This window comes from Micromonospora coxensis (genome assembly GCF_900090295.1).
GTDB lineage: Bacteria > Actinomycetota > Actinomycetes > Mycobacteriales > Micromonosporaceae > Micromonospora > Micromonospora coxensis.
Genome location: NZ_LT607753.1, coordinates 1,256,897 through 1,273,045 on the forward strand (window position 1 = coordinate 1,256,897; position 16,149 = coordinate 1,273,045).

Below are 16,149 nucleotides of genomic sequence, written 5' to 3' on the forward strand. Positions count from 1 at the left end.
GCATGCCACCCACGGCCACTGCGGCGAGTGGTCCCGCCACGACGAAAGGTGAGCTGAGCCGCACCCCATCCGTGCTACGGTTTTGGCCGACCGTCATCGATCAGTTGCTGTCGGGAGCGGGGCACGTTCAGTGAGCCGTGTGAAGGTCAACTCCACCGAGTTCGAGGCACGCCCGTCGACGCCCCTCGACGAGGTGGCATTCGGTCGTCTGGTCGAGGGTCACCGCCGTGAGCTGCAGGTCCACTGCTACCGGATGCTCGGCTCCTTCGAGGACGCCGAGGACCTGGTCCAGGAGACGTTCCTGCGCGCCTGGCGCAAGCGGGACACCTTCGAGGCCCGGTCCACCTTCCGGGCCTGGCTGTACCGCATCGCGACCAACGCCTGCCTGGACTTCCTCAGCCGCCATCCCCGGCAGCCGCGCGCCGGGCGCAGCCCGCTGCCGACGGAGGCCGGTCCCCGTCCGACCACCTCGGACGAGGTGTACTGGTTGCAGCCCTACCCGGATCGGCTGCTGGAACCGGCCGCCCCGGCCGACGCGGAGCCCGACGCGGCGGTGGTCGCCAAGGAAACCATCGAGCTGGCGTTCCTGGTCGCGATCCAGCACCTGCCGCCCCGCCAGCGGGCGGTGCTGATCCTGCGCGACGTGCTCGGCTGGCCCGCCGCCGAGGCGGCCGAGCTGCTGGAGGTCAGCGTCGCCTCGGCCAACAGCGCGCTGCAACGGGCCCGGGCCAACCTCAAGGACCACCTGCCGCCCCGGCGGATCGAGTGGGCGCCCACGGAGGATCCGACCGACGAGGAGCGCGCGCTGCTGCAGCGCTACATGGGGGTGCTGGAGCGCGCCGACACCGGGGCGATGGCCCAGCTGCTGCGGGAGGACATCCGGATCACCATGCCGATGCCGGTGCCGTGCGTGCCCGGCATGCCCGACCCGGCCTGGTGGGACCGGTCCTCCTTCCTGGCCAGCCTGCGCGACGTGCTCGACCCGGGCTCGCCGGCCTACCTCGGGCAGTGGCGCAGCGTGCCGACCCGGGCCAACCGGCAGCCGGCGGCGGCCCACTACGTGCGCCGTCCGGGCGACACCGCCTTCCGTCCGCAGGTGCTGGAGGTGCTGCGGATCGCCGACGGCAAGATCGTCGAGATCACCGCCTTCGAGCCGGACCTGTTCCCGGCGTTCGGCCTGCCGGCGGCCCTGTGACCGCTCGCCCCGCCGCCGGGGCGACGACCGTCCGCCGTCGCGGCCCGGTCGCGCACTCTGACGTGCGGCGGAGCCCCACCCGCCGCAACGCACTCGGGGAGATGCGGGCCCGGTCCGGCCTCTGTGATCCTCGGGGTTGACCGGCCGCGCCGACCGGCGCCGTCCTCGGCGGAGCAGCCCCGCACCGTACGCGCCCCCGCTCGGGGGCGACGGGGGACGTCCGTACCGCCCAGCCGACATGTCCAAGGAGGGTGCTTTGCTCACCACCGATGTCCCGACGCGCGAGGATCTCGTCCGCCGCGCCTCCGACCTCGTACCCGTGCTCCGCGGGCACGCGGCCTGGTCCGAGGAGAACCGCCGCGTCCACGACGAGACGATCGCCGCCATGGCCGACGCCGGCATCTTCCGGTTGCGTCGGCCGCTGCGCTACGGCGGCTACGAGGCCGACACCCGGACGCTGGTCGAGGTCGCCTCGGAACTGGGACGGGGTGACGGCTCCGCCGCCTGGGTCGCCTCGGTCTACTGGATCCCGACCTGGATGGTCGGCCTCTTCCCCGACCACGTGCAGGACGAGGTCTTCGCCACCCCCGACGTGCGGGTCTGCGGCACGCTGAGCCCGACCGCCCAGGCCACCCCGGTCGACGGCGGCGTCGTGGTCAACGGCAAGTGGGGGTTCATCAGCGGCGCGCCGCACGCGCACTGGCAGGAGATCGTCGCGATCCAGATCAGCCCGCAGGGCGAGCCGATGCCGATCCTGGCGCTCGTGCCGATGTCGGAGCTGACGGTCGTCGACGACTGGCACACCAGCGGCCTGCGCGGCACGGGCAGCGTCAGCACCGTCGCGCAGGACCTGTTCGTCCCCGCCGACCGGGTGCTGCCGCTGGGCGCCATCGTGCAGGGGCAGGGCGCCTCGGTGGCCAACGCCAAGTCGCCGATCCACCGGGCCCCGCTGCTGCCGGTCGCCTCGGCCTCCTCGGTCGGCAGCGTCGTCGGTCTGACCCGCGCCGCCCGCGACGTGTTCTTCGAGCGGCTGCCCGAGCGCAAGATCACCTACACCGACTACGGCAGCCAGCAGGAGGCGCCGATCACCCACCACCAGGTGGCCGACGCGGTGATGAAGGGCGACGAGGCCGAGTTCCACGCGCAGCGGCTGGCCGCCCTGGTCGACGGCAAGGCCGTCGACGGCGCGGAGTGGACCGTCGAGGAGCGGGCCCGGGCCCGCGCCGAACTCGGCGCGGTGTGCCGGCGCGGCAAGGAGGCGGTGGACGTCCTCGCCCTCGCCAGCGGCGGCTCGTCGGTCTACGACGACGTGCCGATCCAGCGCATCGCCCGGGACGTGCAGGCGATCAACCTGCACGCGCTGATGAACCCCACCACCAACGCGGAGCTGTACGGACGGATCCTCTGCGGCCTCGCCCCCAACACCCTCTACATCTGAGCGTCCCCTCCACGACGGAAGGATCCCTCCCGTGACCACGAACAGCCTCGCACCGGACGTGTCCGCCGACGACCAGGCCGCCGTGGCGGCCGTGCCCGGGCGCATCGTGCAGGCGTGGGCGGCCAACGACGCCGACGCCTTCGCCGACGTGTTCACCCCCGACGGCACGATGATCCTGCCCGGGCTGACCCGCAAGGGCCGCGACGACATCCGCGCCTTCATGGCCCAGGGCTTCGCCGGCCCGTACAAGGGCACCCAGGTGACCGGGCAGCCGTTCGACGTCCGCTTCCTCGGCGCCGACGTGGCGCTCCTGCTCACCGAGGGCGGCGTCCTCGCCCCCGGTGAGACGGAGGTGGCCGCCGAGCGCGCCATCCGGGCCTCCTGGCTGCTGGTGCGCACCGACGACGGCTGGCAACTGGCCGCGTACCAGAACAGCCCGCGCGACGCCGGCTGACCCGGCACGTCCCACGGCGCCGGTCGGAGTCCGCTCCGACCGGCGCCGTCGACGTGTCACCCCACCCCTTCCCGCAGAGCAAGGAGAGCGGACGTGCGTGTACTGGTCACCGGCGGCACCGGCTTCATCGGGTCGCACTCCGTCGCGGCCCTGCGCCGCGCCGGACACGAGGTACGGCTGCTGGTCCGGGACCCCGCCGCGGTGGACCGCGCGCTGGTCCCGCTCGGGCTGTCCACGGACGACGTGCGGACCGTCGTCGGGGACGTGACCGACGAGGAGTCGGTGCGACGGGCGGTCGACGGCTGCGAGGCGGTGCTGCACGCCGCCTCGGTGTACTCCTTCGACACCCGACGGCACGCCCGGATGCGGGAGGTCAACGTCGGCGGCACCGAGGTGGTGCTGGACGCGGCCCTCAAGGCCGGCGTCGACCCGGTGGTGCACGTGTCGTCGATCGTCGCCCTGGCGCCCACCGGGGGGCGCCCCCTCGCCACCGACCTGCCGGTGGGCCGGCCCCGGGAACGGTACATGGCCACCAAGGCCGCCGCCGAGGAGGTGGCCCGCCGGCACCAGGCGGCGGGGGCGCCGGTCGTCGTCACGTACCCGATGGCCACCCTCGGGCCGCACGACCCGTACCTCGGCGACCAGCTCGGCCGGCTGCGGGCGCTGCTGCGCGGGCAGCTGCCCGTCTGGCCGGGTGGCGGGTTCCCGGTCGGCGACATCCGCGACGTCGCCGACCTGCACGTCGAGGCGCTACGCCCCGGGCAGGGGCCGCGCCGCCTGCTGGCGCCCGGCCGGCGGCTGTCCACCCGCGAGTTCGTCGCGACGGTACGGGAGGTCACCGGCCGCCGGCTGCCGGTCGCCTACCTGCCGTCGGCCGCGGTGCTGCCGGTGGGGGCCGCCACGTCGACGGTGCAGCGGATCTGGCCCTGGCACATCCCGGTCGAGTACGGCGCCGTCTACACCTGCCACTGCGACCTGCGCACCGGCGACGAGGTGCCGGCGCCGTCGCGTCCGGTCGCACAGACGATCCGGGACGCCGTCGCCTGGCTGTACCGCACCGGCCGGATCACCCGGCGGCAGGCCGGCCGGGCCGCGCAGCCGGACTGACCGCCCCCGCACGACGACGCCGGCGGTGACCCTGCACGGGTCGCCGCCGGCGTCGTCGTACCCGGGGTCAGGCCCGGCCGGGCCCGCCCAGCAGTTCGACGAGGGTCTGCCGGAAGGTGGTGACCATCGACCGGACGGTGCTCTCGACGAACAGGTTGGTGGTGAAGCCGACGCTGCCGACCAGGCCGCCCTCGGGGGACGCCTCCAGCCCGAACAGCACCCCGTCGGGGATCTGCGAGCCGACCGACGCCGACACCACCCGCCGGCGCATCGCGGCGAAGTGCAGGTCGCCGTGCTGCTGGCCGAACATCATGTCCGGCGACTGGGTCACCTGGAGCACGCAGGCCGCGGCGTTCGGGCCGATGGCCTCGTTCATGACGTCCGGGGCCTCCTCCAGGATCTGGATGAACGGCAGCTCGTGCGCGTACGCGGCGAGGCAGGCCGCCCGGGTCCGGGCGATCACGTCCGGGAACTCGTCGGCGCCGGCCAGGTCGACCCGGATGGGCAGGAAGTTGTAGAACGAGCCGACGGTGTTCTGCACCCAGGCCGGATGGCGTCCGGGGGTGAAGGTCGGCACCACCAGGTCGGTGCGTCCGGTCTGCTCGCGCAGCTGGGTCAGGTACGCGGCCAGCAGCACCATGAACGGGGTGCTGCGGGTGCGCGCCGCCAGGTCGGCGGTGGCCCGGCGGAACTCCTCGTCGAGCAGGAAGCGGTACCAGGAGGTGACGAAGGGCTCCTCGGACCGGGTGCGGTCGGTCGGGACGGCGACCACCTGCGCGCCGCGCAGGTTCTCCCGCCAGAACTCCCGCGCCCGGCGGACCTTGTCGCTGGAGAGGTTCTCCTGCTGCCAGCGCACGTACTCCCGGTACTGCCGCACCGGGGGCAGCTCCGGGGCCCGGCCCTCCCGCCGGGCGGAGTAGAACTCGGCCACGTCGCGCAGCACCAGGTGCACCGACCAGCCGTCCACCGCGGTGTGGTGGGCGGCGAGGACCAGCACGCCGTCGCGGGCGTCGAAGCGGCCGAGCACGGCCCGCAGCAGCGGCATCTCGTCGATGCCGAACACGCCGGCCTCGATCTCGTTGGCGAAGTCCTCGGCGACGAGGTCCCGGTCGCGTCGCGGTCCGGCCCGCAGGTCGCGCACCTCGAGCGGGACCGGCGCGGGCGGGCGCACCTGCTGGTACGCCTCCTCCCCGTCGCGCACGATCGAGGTGCGCAGCGTCTCGTGCCGGACCACCACGTCGTCGAGGGCCTGGCGCAGCGTGTCGACGTCGAGTTCGCCGGTGACCCGCCAACCGCCGACGATGGTGTACCGCGGCCCGAACGGCCCAGTGTCGTCGCCGTGGTCGATGTGGTGCAGGAACTGCTGTTGCAGGGAGAGCGGGACACGGGTCCCGGTCTCCTCCGTGGCCCCCGGGCCACCGGCCGAGGTCGGTGGGGGCAGCAGGGTGTCGGTCATCGGGCTCCCTTCCGTCAGCCGGCCGGCTGCGGCGGCGTCGACCAGTGCAGGCCGTCGGTGGACGGCACCAGTCCCCCGTCGCGTACCGGGATGTTCTCGTCGGTGCTCTCGCCGAGCTCCGCCTGGATCTGGATCCGGGTGCCCTCCTTGGACACCGACCGGGCCAGGGTGGAGCGCAGCAGGTCACGGTCCTCGCCGGCCTCCTGCACCGGCTGCGCCACCATCTCGGCCAGCTCCTGGTACGCGGCGCCGCGCCGCCCGCCGTTGGCGGGCGAGACGAGCGCGGCCTCGTTGGACGAGCCGCCGCCGACCAGCTCCACGAAGGACTCCACCTCGGAGGCGACGTTGTTGGTGACCTTCTTCGCCTTCCAGAAGTAGGAGTTCTCGTCCTGGTGCATGTCGTAGAAGGCGACCAGGAAGTCGTGGAACCGGGCGTACTCGCGCCGGTAGCGCACCTCGAACTCCTCGAAGCAGGTCGTCTCGTCGACCTCCCCGCCGCGCAGCACCGTGTTGATCGACCGGGCGGCCAGCAGCGCGCTGTAGGTGGCCAGGTGCACGCCGGAGGAGAAGACCGGGTCGATGAAGCAGGCGGCGTCGCCGGCCAGGACCAGCCCCGGCCGCCAGAACTTCTCCTGGATGTACGAGTAGTCCTTGCGGACCCGGATCTCGCCGTACGGGCCCTCGGTCACCCGGCGGGCGTCGGAGAGGTACTCAGCGATCATCGGGCACTGCTGGATCAGGTCGAGCAGGGCCTTCTCCCGGTCGCCCTGGGCCCGGTCCAGCGCCTCCGGCATCAGCACCGCGCCGACGCTGGTCAGCTCGTCGGTGAGCGGGATGTACCAGAACCACCCGGCGTCGAAGGCGACGGCGAGGATGTTGCCCCGGTTCGGCGCGGGCAGCCGTTTGCCGCCCTCGAAGTAGCCGAACAGCGCCAGGTTGCGGAAGAACTCGGAGTAGCGCCGCTGGCCGCCGACCCTGGTGTGGATCCGGCTCTTGTTGCCGGAGGCGTCGACGACGAACCGGCTGCGCACCTCGCGTCGGACGCCGTCCGGGCCGCTGAGCAGCACCCCGTTCACCCGGTCGGTGTCCGCGTCGACGAGCACGTCCACCACCGACGTCTCCTCCCGGACCTCGACGCCCTTGCGCCGGGCGTTGTCCAGCAGGATCTGGTCGAAGCGCATCCGCTCCACCTGGTAGGCGGTGGCGGCGTCGCCGGCGAACTTCGAGGACAGGCCGAAGGAGAAGGTCCACGGCTCGGGGTTGGCGCCCCACCGGAACGTCCCGCCCCGCTTGGGCATGAAGTTGGCCCGGCGCAGGTCCTCCTCCACACCGAGGATCCGGCAGATGCCGTGCACCGTGGACGGCAGCAGCGACTCGCCGATCTGGTAGCGGGGGAACCGCTCCTTCTCCAGCAGCAGCACCCGGTGGCCCTGCATGGCCACCAGCGTGGAGATGGTGGATCCGCAGGGGCCGCCGCCGACCACCACCACGTCGTAGTCGTACCCGTTGTCCATCATCGGACCTCCCTACCCGGCGTCCGCCGGAGCTCAGCGCAGCTCGACATCGGTCTGTCCGAGGGCGGCGACCAACTCGCCCCGGGTCAGCGCGTCGGCGACCCGCTCGATCTCGTCGGACATGAAGCGGTCCCGGTCCAGGGTGGGCGCGATGGCCCGGACGAACTCGTACGCCGCCGCGGAGGCGGGGCTGAGCCCGGGGCGGCGCCCGGAGATGTCCACCGCCTGGGCGGCGGCGAGCAGCTCCACCGCGAGGATGTGCTGGTTGTTGCCGAGCACCCGGCGGGCGTTGCGGGCGGCGATCAGCCCCATGCTCACCACGTCCTGGTTGTCGCCGTTGGACGGCACGCTCTGGGTGCTGGCCGCGCCGATGGTGCGGTTCTCGGCGACCAGGGCGGTGGCCGGGTACTGCGCGCCGGCGAAGCCGCTGTTGAGGCCCGGGTCGCCGGTGACCAGGAACTCGGGCAGGCCGTAGCTGAGGTGCCGGTTGAGCAGCCGGTTGGTCCGCCGCTCGGAGAGCACGCCGAGCTGGGTGAGCGCGATGGTGACGAAGTCCATCGCGAAGGCGATCGGCTGGCCGTGGAAGTTGGCCCCGTGGAAGACCTCCTGCCCCTCGAAGAAGAGCGGGTTGTCGTTCGCCGAGTTCAGCTCGATGTTCAGCTTGTTGGTGGCGTGGTACAGGGTGTCCCGCACCGCCCCGAGGACCTGCGGGATGGCGCGCAGCGAGTACGCCTTCTGCATGTACACGTCGGTGCGCTGCACGTCGACGCCGTCCTGCTTGCCCTCGGCGAGCTGGCTGCGCAGCTGCCGGTGTTCGACGGTGAGCGCGCTGCCGCGCATCAGGGCCCGCATGTTGGCCGCGGTGTCGATCTGCCCCTGGTGCGGCCGGGCCACGTCGTGCCCCTCGGCCAGGAACGGGCTGGTGGAGCCCTGCAACGTCTCGATCACCAGGGCGGTGACGATCTCGGCCTGCCGGACCTGGTCCATCGCCCGACCCACCACCAGGGCGCCGAGGCCGGTCATCGCCGAGGTGCCGTTGATCAGCGCCAGCCCCTCCTTGAAGCGCAGCTGCATCGGCTCGATGCCGTGCTCGCGCAGCACCTCGCCGGTGGGCACCCGCCGGCCGTCACGCAGCAGGTAGCCCTCGCCGATGACGGTGCAGGCGATGTGCGCCAACGGAGCCAGGTCACCGCTGGCGCCGAGCGAGCCGATCTCCGGGATGGCCGGGGTGAGGCCGAGGTTGAGGTAGAGCGCCAGCCGCTCCAGCAGCTCCGGGCGGACCGCGGAGTGCCCCTTGGACAGCGCGTTGAGCCGGGCGGTGACCACGGCCCGCGCCTCGTCCTCGGCGAACAGCGGACCCACCCCGGCGGCGTGGCTGCGGACCAGGTTGGTCTGCAGCTCCACCTCCTTGGCGGTGTCGACCAGCATGTAGATCATCTCGCCGTAGCCGGTGGTGACGCCGTACACCGGGACGTCCTGGCGCACGATGTCCTCGAACAGCATCCGGCTCTTGCCGGCACGGGCCAGCGACGACGACGCCACCTCGATGGGCGCGCCCTCCTCGGCGACCCGCCGCACCCCGGGGATGTCCAGGTCCTCGCCCGTGATTTCCACCGCCTGCGCGGTCTTGGCCAACGTCAATGCACTCACTCCATCGCGTCCGTGACAGCTCTCAGGTCTGCCGAATCCGCTGGTACCGAACTGTCGTGGGCCGCGCCCGCCGCCTCGACCAGGGCAGCCATGCCGGCCAACGTGTTGTGGGTGAAGCACTCCCGCAGCGCCACGGTGACGCCGAAGCGTCGCCGGATCCGCGCCACGAGCCGGGGGACGAGCAGCGAGTGCCCACCGGCGGCGAAGAACGTCGCCTCGGCGTCGAAGCGCCCCCCACCGAGCAGGTCCGACCAGATCTCGGCCAGCCCCTGCTCCACCGGGCCGGTCGGGGCCCGGCGCGCCGACGCCGACCTCGGCGCGGGCAGCCGGCGGCGGTCCACCTTGCCGGCCACGGTGCGGGGCAGCCGCTCGGGCACCGTCTCGAAGGAGACGAGCACCATCGCGGTGCCGAACCGTCGCCGCAGGTGGGCCCGCCACTGGCCGGCGCCGGCGAGCGGCGCGCCGTCGGGTCCGCGACGCGGCACGACGTACGCGGTGAGCCGGACGACCAGCCCGTCGGCGTCGGTGACCGGCACCACCACGCACTCCGCCACCGAATCCTGCGCGGTCAGCGCCGCCTCGACGTCGGCCAGCTCCACCCGGGTGCCGAGGAGCTTGACCTGGTGGTCGCGGCGGCCCCGGAACTCCAGCAGCCCGTCCCACCGTCGCCGGGCCAGGTCGCCGGTGCGGTACCACCGCAGGCCGGTCCCGTCGTCCGGCCGGCCGGCGGGGGCCCGGAAGGCCGGCCCGTCCGCGCCGACGCCGACGTAGCCGTCGCAGACGTGCCGGCTGCGCACGACGATCTCGCCGGTGACCCCGGTCGGGCAGGGCCGGTCCGCCTCGTCGAGGACCAGCACCTGCCGCCCGGGGATGGGCCGGCCGATCGGCACGGTCGCCGGCACCGGGCCGGTGATGTCGTGCCAGGTGGCCGCGATCGTCTCGGTCGGGCCGTAGATGTTGGCCAGCCGGGTGTCGGGCAGGACCCGGCGGAACCCGTCGACGAGCGGGCCCGACAGCGCCTCGCCCATCAGCACCAGCCGGGTCAGGGCGGTGGGCCGGTCGGCCGGCGGCCGGGCCGTGATGACGGCCAGCAACTCCCGGGCGAAGCTCGGTACGGTCTGCAGGAAGGTGATCCGCTCCCGCACCAGCCAGTCGGTGAACTTCTCGGGGTGCACCCGGATCCGCTCCGGCACCGGGTGCAGCGTGCCCCCGCCGACCAGCGTGGCGAACACCTCGCAGAGACTCGGGTCGTGCTCCGGGGTGACCCACTGGGCCACCCGGGCGCCCGGCCCCAGCCGCATGGCGTCGGCCAGCCACCCGACGAACTGGGCGAACGCCCGGTGGGTCTGGGCGATGCCCTTGGGTCGTCCGGTCGAGCCGGAGGTGTAGGCCACGTAGGCGGTCCGGGACCCGGGGTCGTCGACCGCCGGCCCGGCCGGATCCGCCGGCAGCGGCGGCAGCGCGGTGACGTCGACCAGCCGGCCGTCGAGGTCGTCGCGGAACCAGCGGGCCAGCTCGTCGGCCGGGTCCTCGCCCGCCCGCAGCAGGCAGGCCGGGCGCAGCTCGGTCAGGATCGCCCGGCCCCGCTCCCCCGCGTCGCCGGTGCCGAACCAGACCAGGTGCCCACCGGCGCGCAGGATGCCCAGCGACGCGGCGAGCTGCCACGGCCCAGGGGCCATCCGCACCGCCACCGGCGCGCCGTCGACGGGCAGCCCGCGCAGGTGCCCGGCCACCGCCGCCGCCCGGCGCTCCAGCTCGGCGTACGTCCACCGGTCGGGCACGCCGGCCACGGCGAGCGCGTCCGGGATCCGGCGGGCGTGGTCACGGATGGTCTCGTGCACCGGCGGTGGCTCGACCGTCGGAGCGTCCGGGGCCGGTTCGGCCGGGGCCGGGGCGTCCAGCGGCAGCCGGTCCAGCGGGGTGTCCGGGGCGTCCAGCGCGGCCGACAGCAGCGTCCGGACCTGCCCGAGCAGGCCCGCCGCCGTCGCCGTCTCGAACCGGTCCCCCCGGTGGGCGAGCGTGCCGGTGACCGAGGGCCAGGTCCGGCGTACGGTGACCACCAGGTCGGCGACGGTCGGCCCGCCGTCGGCGATCTCCGCCGCGCGGGTCTCGGCGCCGGCCAGCCGCAGCTCGGCCTCCGGCCCCGGTACGGCCAGCAGCACGTCGCAGAGCGGCACCCGCCCCGGGTCCCGGTCGACGGGCAGCGCCCCGACCAGCCGCGCGAACGGCAGCTCGCGGTGCGCGGTGGCGGCCCGGAGGACGTCGGCGGCGCGCCGGAGGACCTCGGTGAAGGTGGGGGCGCCGCCCAGGTCGGCGCAGAGCACCAGCAGGTTGTCGCAGGGGCCGACGAGCCCGGTGAACGCCGGCGGCAGCACCGGTACGGGCAGCACCACGCTGACCCGGTCGTCGTCGCCGTAGCGGTGCAGGACGGCCTGGAGGGCGGCGAGCAGCACCACCGTCGGGCTGACCTGCCGGGCCCGGCAGAACGTGGCGAGCCGGTCGGCCAGCTCGGTGCCCCAGTCGAACGGGACCAGGCCGGCGGGGGCGGACGGCCGGCCGGCGGGGTCGTGGTCGGCCGGCAGTGCCACCGGCGGCGGGGGCGGGGTCAGCGCGGCGGTCCACCAGTCCCGCAGCCGTCGTCCGGCCGGACCGGCGACCAGGTCGCGCTGCCAACGGGCGTAGTCGGCGTAGCGCAGCGCCGGCGGCAGCGACGGCGGGCCGGCGGTCGCGGGTTGCACGACCGCGGCGTAGCAGGTGGACAGTTCGTCGACGATGATCGAGACCGACCGGTCGTCGGCCACCGCGCGGTGCAGGGCCAGCACCAGCCGGTGCGCGGTGGGGCCGGTGCGCACCAGCGTCAGCCGGGCCAGCGGCCCGTCGGTGGCGTGCTCGGGGGCGGTGGCGGCCGCCGCGCAGACCCGGTCGGCGGCACGGTCGCGGTCGGCGGCGTCGAGGTGGCTGAGGTCGACGTGGACGAAGGCGCCCTCGGGGTCGGCGGAGAGCACCGGCACCGGGCGGCCCGCGCGCTCGGCGAGTCGGGTCCGCAGCACCTCGTGCCGCCGGAGCACCGTCCGCCAGGCCGCCCGCAGCGCCGGCGCGTCGAGGGTCCCGTCGACCTGCCAGGTGCGGACGATCCGGTGCACGCCCCGGTACGGGGCGAGGTGGTCGAGCAGCCACACGCCGTCCTGCGCCCAGGACGTGCGGACGGGACCGGCATCCGTTCCGGATGTGCCGACCACCGTCGTGTCTCCGCTCGTTGTCACGGTCGAATCGTGGCATGCAGCAATGGGGTGGTCTTCTCAACAATTGCGATCTCTAAATCGAACACGCACAATTGCCCGCCCTGGATTTCTCCGGGGCGGCCCGACGCGGGAAGGGATACCCGCGCGCCGTCCCGCAGCCGCGTCCGCAGCCGCGCAATCGCAAGGATGCGCGGGCCCGTCGACCGCGCGGAGCATGGGTGCGCGGTACGCCGTGCCTGCTGCGGTCCGGCGGTGGCCGGCCGGCCACGGGTACCGGACCTGGCCTGGGAGGGAGCACTGCGCATGACGGAGATCGATCTGAGCGGTTCGAGTCAGTCAGCGGTCGAAAAGCGTGTCGAGGCGATCTGGCGCGACGTTCTGCACATGCCGCAGGATCGGCCGGACGCGACTTTCTTCGAATTGCAGGGACAGTCCATCTCGGCGGTTCGCATCGTCACCCGTATCGAGGACGAACTCGGTGTGGTGGTGGACGTCGGGCTCCTCTTCGAGGACCCGGACCTGACCACCTTCACGGCGGCGGTCGTGGCCGCCGCGCTGCCCGGGCAGGACGCGCAGGCGGCCAGCCCCGCCTGACCCGCGCCCGGTCCGACGCCGCGGATCCACTCTCGGGGGTGGGTCCGCGGCGTCGTGTCCGGCCCCGGACCGGCGGCCGGGTCGTCGACGCCACGGACACGGTCGTGCCCACCGACGGTCCCGCACCGGCCGGCGGGCGCGATCCACGGCGCGGGTGACCCGCCGGCGGCGCACACGACGGGACCCCGGGCCGGCGGGCCCGGGGTCCGGTGCCGACGCCTCAGCGGCGCCGGGCGATGGTGAGCCCGTCGGCGATCGGCAGCATGACCGTCTCGAAGCGGTCGTCGGCGGCGAGGGTGGCGTTGAAGGCGCGCAGCGTCTGCGCGGCGCGGCGGGGCAGGCCGGGCTCGGCCAGCTCCGGGTCCAGGACGTACCCGTCGAGCAGCACGTTGTCGGCCAGCAGCAGCCCACCGGGACGCAGCAGCGGCAGCACCGCCTCGTAGTAGGTCGGGTAGTTCATCTTGTCGGCGTCGATGAAGACCAGGTCGACGACCGTGTCGGCGGGCAGTGACCGCAGCGTGCGGGCCGCCGAGCCGAGCCGGAAGTCGATCCGGTCGGCCACCCCGGCCCGCTCCCAGTGGGCGCGGGCGATGTCGGTCCACCGGTCGGTGACGTCACAGGTCACCACCCGGCCGCCGGGGGCGAGCCCGCGGGCGATGGCCAGGGCGGACAGCCCGGTGAACGTGCCGATGTCCACCGCGGTGCGGGCCCCGACGAGCCGGGTCAGGATGGTCAGCAGCGCGGCCTGTTCGACCGTCACCATCATCCCCGCCGCCTCGCCCACCGCGAGGGTCGCGTCGACCAGCCCGCTCAGCGCCGGGTCCGGCGGCGAGCTGGAGCGGGCCAGGTAGTCCTGGACCGCCTGGTTCACCGGCACGTGCTTGACCTCGGCGAATCCCGCGTTGCTCATGCGTCACCTCCCCGACGTGCCGGCCGCGCCGTCGCACGTCCATCGATCCACGGTCGCGACCATCGTCGACCCGTGCCCCGGGCGGGGGCATCCTGTGCTGTGCGGCGCCCCGGACGCGACGACCCTGTCGCGCGCCCGGGGCGCGGCGGTCGGCGCCACGGCCGGCGCCGGTAGACGTCCGGCGCTCACACCGTCGCCGAGGAGACGGCGGTGACCCGCATCGGCAGCCCGCCCCGGATCCGCAGGGAGAGCATCGGCTCGGGCACCACCTGGTACGACGGGTCGGCGGTGAGCCGCAGCTCCCGCATCACCATGGCGGTGACGAAGGTGGCCTCCATCAGCCCCAGGTGGTTGCCGACGCAGAACCGCGGTCCGGCGCCGAACGGCACGTACGCGTACCGGGGCCGGCCTCCGGAGCGGGCCGGGTCGAACCGGTCGGGGTCGAACCGGTCCGGCTCGTCCCAGAAGTCCGGGTGCCGGTGCAGGGTGTACGGGCAGATCAGCACGTCCACGCCGGCCGGCACGTCGTACCCGCCGATCTCGTCCGGCCCCTGCGAGATGCGGGAGAGCATCCACACCGGCGGGTAGAGCCGTATCGCCTCGTTGATCACCTGGGCGGTGAACCGCAGCCGGGCCAGGTCCTCGTGCACCGGCAGCCGGTCGCCGAGCACCTGCACCGCCTCGGCGCGGACCCGTTCCCGGATCTCCGGGTGCCGGTCGAGCAGGTGGAAGGTCCAGCCCAGCGTGCTGGCGGTCGTCTCGTGCCCGGCCAGAAGCAGGGTGACCAGTTCGTCGCGCATCCGCAGCCGACCCACCCGCGGGTCCGGCTCCTGCCGGGTCGAGACGATCAGCCGGGACAGCGCGTCGTCGCCCTCCTCGCCCCGGGCCCGCCGCTCGGCGACCAGCGCGTCGACGACCCGTTGCAGCTCCCGCCGGGCGCGCCGGAACCGGAGCTGGTGCGGCAGCGGCAGCCAGGTCGGCACCGAGCCCATGGTGACCATCTCGAACATGGCCTGGTCCTGCATGACCTCGAAGTCGTGTCCCACCGAGCGGTGCCCGCTGAGGTCGCTGTCGAGCAGGGTGCGGCCGAGCACCCCGAGGGTGAGCCCGGTCATCTCCCTGACGATGTCGACCGGCGCGCCGTCGCGGTGCTCGCGCAGCCGGTCGACCAGCCGGGCGGCCTCCTCGACCACCACGCCGGCCTGGGCGGCGATCCGCTTGGCCTGGAACGCCGGCTGGATCACCCGGCGCTGCTTGCGCCACAGCTCGCCCTCGCTGGTGAGCAGGCCGTCGCCGAGGGCCCGCCGGGCCTGGGCCAGCCCGACCCCCTTGTGGTAGTTCTGGCTGTTGTCGGCGAGCACGTGCTTGGCGTGGTCGGGGTGGTTGAAGAAGTAGAGCGTCTTGAAGCTCGGCCCGAGCCGGACCGCGTCACCGTAGCTCGCCGCCGTGCGCATCAGGGCCAGCCGGTCGCGGGCGAGCTGCCAGAGCGTCCGCAGCATCGCCGGCCCGGTCGGACCCGCCGGCACCCGGCGGGCCTGCGTGGCCGTCATCCCGTCACCCCGCCCCGGGCCGTGGCGTGCCACGCCGGCACGCCGCCGGGCAGGTCGACGCCGTCCGGGGTGAGCTGCCGGAACCGGCCGTGGACGAAGAGCACGCCGTCGGCCTCGGGCTCCCGGCGCGCCGAGAGCAGGCTGCCCACGAAGATGGTGTGGTCGCCACCCTCGTAGGACCGCCACAGCTCGCACTCGAAGTGCGCCAGCGCCCCGGTGATCAGTGGGGCGCCGGTGACCCGGCCGGGGGCCCAGTCCACCGCGTCGAACTGGGCGGCGCCCAGCGGGCGCCGCCGGTTCGCGAAGTGCCGGGCCACCGGCTCCTGGTGCGCGGCCAGCACGGAGACCCCGAACTGGCCGCGCTCCAGGAGGCTGCGGTGCATGATCGCCTGCTGTTCGACGCAGACGAGCACCAGGGGCGGATCGAGGGACACCGACGTGAACGAGTTCGCCGTCATCCCGTGTGGACAGTCCCCGCCGACGGTCACCACGGTCACGCCCGTGGCGAACGTGCCGAACGCGCGGCGCAACTGGACGGGGTCGGACGGCTCGACGGCGGACTCTGACTGGACGTTCACGTGTACCTCCCGTGGGTCGCTACGCCGCCCGTACCCGTGCCCGGTAGGGCGCCAGGGCCCGGGCCAGCGACTCCGGGACCCGGGCGGGGCTGGTGCGGTTGTTCGGCCCGCGCATGCAGGCCACCCGTTGCCGGCCGCGGGCGACCAGCACCTCGCCGTCGGGGTGCAGCCGGACGTAGTCGAAGCTGAACTCGATCTGGGTCTGCGCCAGCTCCACCAGCCGCATCCGGATGGCGATCTGGTCGAAGGCGGTGATCTCCGCGAAGAACTCGCAGTCCACCTTCAACGTGAACAGCTTCAGGTCCTCGCGCAGGTCGTCGAGGACCTCCGTGGCCCGGTCGTGCAGGAACATCTCCCGGCACCGCCCCTGCCAGCGCAGGTAGTTGACGTAGTAGACGTTCCCGACGAGGTTGGTCTCCTCGAAGCCCACCGTGTGCCGGTACTCGTAGTAGTCCTCCATC

At 73.9% G+C, this 16,149-nt stretch carries 13 protein-coding genes; 5 read left to right on the plus strand and 8 right to left on the minus strand.

Translation table 11 applies throughout. From position 1 onward, the window contains the following. Window positions 1-139 precede the first annotated feature (139 nt). From GA0070614_RS05575 to GA0070614_RS05590, 4 genes are all read left to right on the plus strand, one after another. Complete coding sequence (locus tag GA0070614_RS05575; protein ID WP_408630759.1) at window positions 140-1,195, plus strand: RNA polymerase subunit sigma-70; 1,056 nt, start codon at window positions 140-142, stop codon at window positions 1,193-1,195. A 238-nt stretch (window positions 1,196-1,433) separates the two neighbouring features. Next, entirely contained in the window at window positions 1,434-2,633 is a 1,200-nt protein-coding gene (locus GA0070614_RS05580) for an acyl-CoA dehydrogenase family protein (RefSeq protein ID WP_172892376.1), read from the plus strand. Window positions 2,634-2,664: 31 nt separating this feature from the next. Continuing rightward, window positions 2,665-3,087 (plus strand): SgcJ/EcaC family oxidoreductase, encoded by a 423-nt coding sequence (locus GA0070614_RS05585; RefSeq protein WP_088974948.1) that lies wholly within the window; start codon window positions 2,665-2,667, stop codon window positions 3,085-3,087. 93 nt (window positions 3,088-3,180) lie between these two features. After that, a complete protein-coding gene (locus GA0070614_RS05590) occupies window positions 3,181-4,194 on the plus strand; it encodes an NAD-dependent epimerase/dehydratase family protein (protein ID WP_088974949.1) in 1,014 nt (337 codons plus the stop codon). A 67-nt stretch (window positions 4,195-4,261) separates the two neighbouring features. Here GA0070614_RS05590 and GA0070614_RS05595 read toward each other — a convergent pair whose 3' ends face one another. Genes GA0070614_RS05595 through GA0070614_RS05610 form a run of 4 tightly spaced genes read right to left on the minus strand, consistent with a single transcriptional unit; the run spans window position 4,262 to window position 12,077 of the window. Beyond that, window positions 4,262-5,650 (minus strand): condensation domain-containing protein, encoded by a 1,389-nt coding sequence (locus tag GA0070614_RS05595; protein WP_088974950.1) that lies wholly within the window; start codon window positions 5,648-5,650, stop codon window positions 4,262-4,264. A 14-nt stretch (window positions 5,651-5,664) separates the two neighbouring features. Then, window positions 5,665-7,167, minus strand: a complete 1,503-nt coding sequence (locus GA0070614_RS05600; protein WP_088974951.1) for a tryptophan 7-halogenase — start codon at window positions 7,165-7,167, stop codon at window positions 5,665-5,667. Between the two features lie 30 nt (window positions 7,168-7,197). Beyond that, window positions 7,198-8,805: a tyrosine 2,3-aminomutase gene (cmdF, locus tag GA0070614_RS05605; RefSeq protein ID WP_088974952.1), complete on the minus strand. Its 1,608-nt coding sequence runs from the start codon at window positions 8,803-8,805 to the stop codon at window positions 7,198-7,200. A gap of 5 nt (window positions 8,806-8,810) precedes the next feature. Next, complete coding sequence (locus GA0070614_RS05610) at window positions 8,811-12,077, minus strand: non-ribosomal peptide synthetase (RefSeq protein ID WP_231933546.1); 3,267 nt, start codon at window positions 12,075-12,077, stop codon at window positions 8,811-8,813. A gap of 282 nt (window positions 12,078-12,359) precedes the next feature. Here GA0070614_RS05610 and GA0070614_RS05615 point away from each other — a divergent pair, with 282 nt between their 5' ends. Then, window positions 12,360-12,650, plus strand: a complete 291-nt coding sequence (locus tag GA0070614_RS05615; RefSeq protein ID WP_088974954.1) for a phosphopantetheine-binding protein — start codon at window positions 12,360-12,362, stop codon at window positions 12,648-12,650. A 220-nt stretch (window positions 12,651-12,870) separates the two neighbouring features. Here the strand turns inward: GA0070614_RS05615 and GA0070614_RS05620 are convergent, their stop codons facing one another. The 4 genes from GA0070614_RS05620 to GA0070614_RS05635 all read right to left on the minus strand — a co-directional run bounded on the left by GA0070614_RS05620 (window position 12,871) and on the right by GA0070614_RS05635 (window position 16,148). Next, window positions 12,871-13,560, minus strand: coding sequence for an O-methyltransferase (locus tag GA0070614_RS05620; protein WP_088974955.1), 690 nt, complete (start codon window positions 13,558-13,560; stop codon window positions 12,871-12,873). 185 nt (window positions 13,561-13,745) lie between these two features. Beyond that, window positions 13,746-15,110: a cytochrome P450 gene (locus GA0070614_RS05625; protein ID WP_088979245.1), complete on the minus strand. Its 1,365-nt coding sequence runs from the start codon at window positions 15,108-15,110 to the stop codon at window positions 13,746-13,748. Then, window positions 15,107-15,688 carry a flavin reductase family protein gene (locus GA0070614_RS05630; protein WP_088974956.1) on the minus strand — a complete coding sequence of 194 codons (582 nt, stop codon included), beginning with the start codon at window positions 15,686-15,688 and terminating at the stop codon, window positions 15,107-15,109. Before GA0070614_RS05630 ends, GA0070614_RS05625 begins: the two co-directional genes overlap by 4 nt. Window positions 15,689-15,707: 19 nt before the next feature. Further along, window positions 15,708-16,148, minus strand: a complete 441-nt coding sequence (locus GA0070614_RS05635) for an acyl-CoA thioesterase (protein ID WP_088974957.1) — start codon at window positions 16,146-16,148, stop codon at window positions 15,708-15,710. Between the last annotated feature and the right edge of the window lies 1 nt (window position 16,149).

Bases quoted from the DNA above. Each gene is read 5' to 3' on its own strand.
- GA0070614_RS05600 (WP_088974951.1), bottom strand. From the start codon at position 7,167: ATGATGGACAACGGGTACGACTACGACGTGGTGGTGGTCGGCGGCGGC.
- GA0070614_RS05620 (WP_088974955.1), bottom strand. From the start codon at position 13,560: ATGAGCAACGCGGGATTCGCCGAGGTCAAGCACGTGCCGGTGAACCAG.
- GA0070614_RS05615 (WP_088974954.1), top strand. From the start codon at position 12,360: ATGACGGAGATCGATCTGAGCGGTTCGAGTCAGTCAGCGGTCGAAAAG.
- GA0070614_RS05625 (WP_088979245.1), bottom strand. From the start codon at position 15,110: ATGACGGCCACGCAGGCCCGCCGGGTGCCGGCGGGTCCGACCGGGCCG.
- GA0070614_RS05635 (WP_088974957.1), bottom strand. From the start codon at position 16,148: ATGGAGGACTACTACGAGTACCGGCACACGGTGGGCTTCGAGGAGACC.
- GA0070614_RS05595 (WP_088974950.1), bottom strand. From the start codon at position 5,650: ATGACCGACACCCTGCTGCCCCCACCGACCTCGGCCGGTGGCCCGGGG.
- GA0070614_RS05580 (WP_172892376.1), top strand. From the start codon at position 1,434: ATGTCCAAGGAGGGTGCTTTGCTCACCACCGATGTCCCGACGCGCGAG.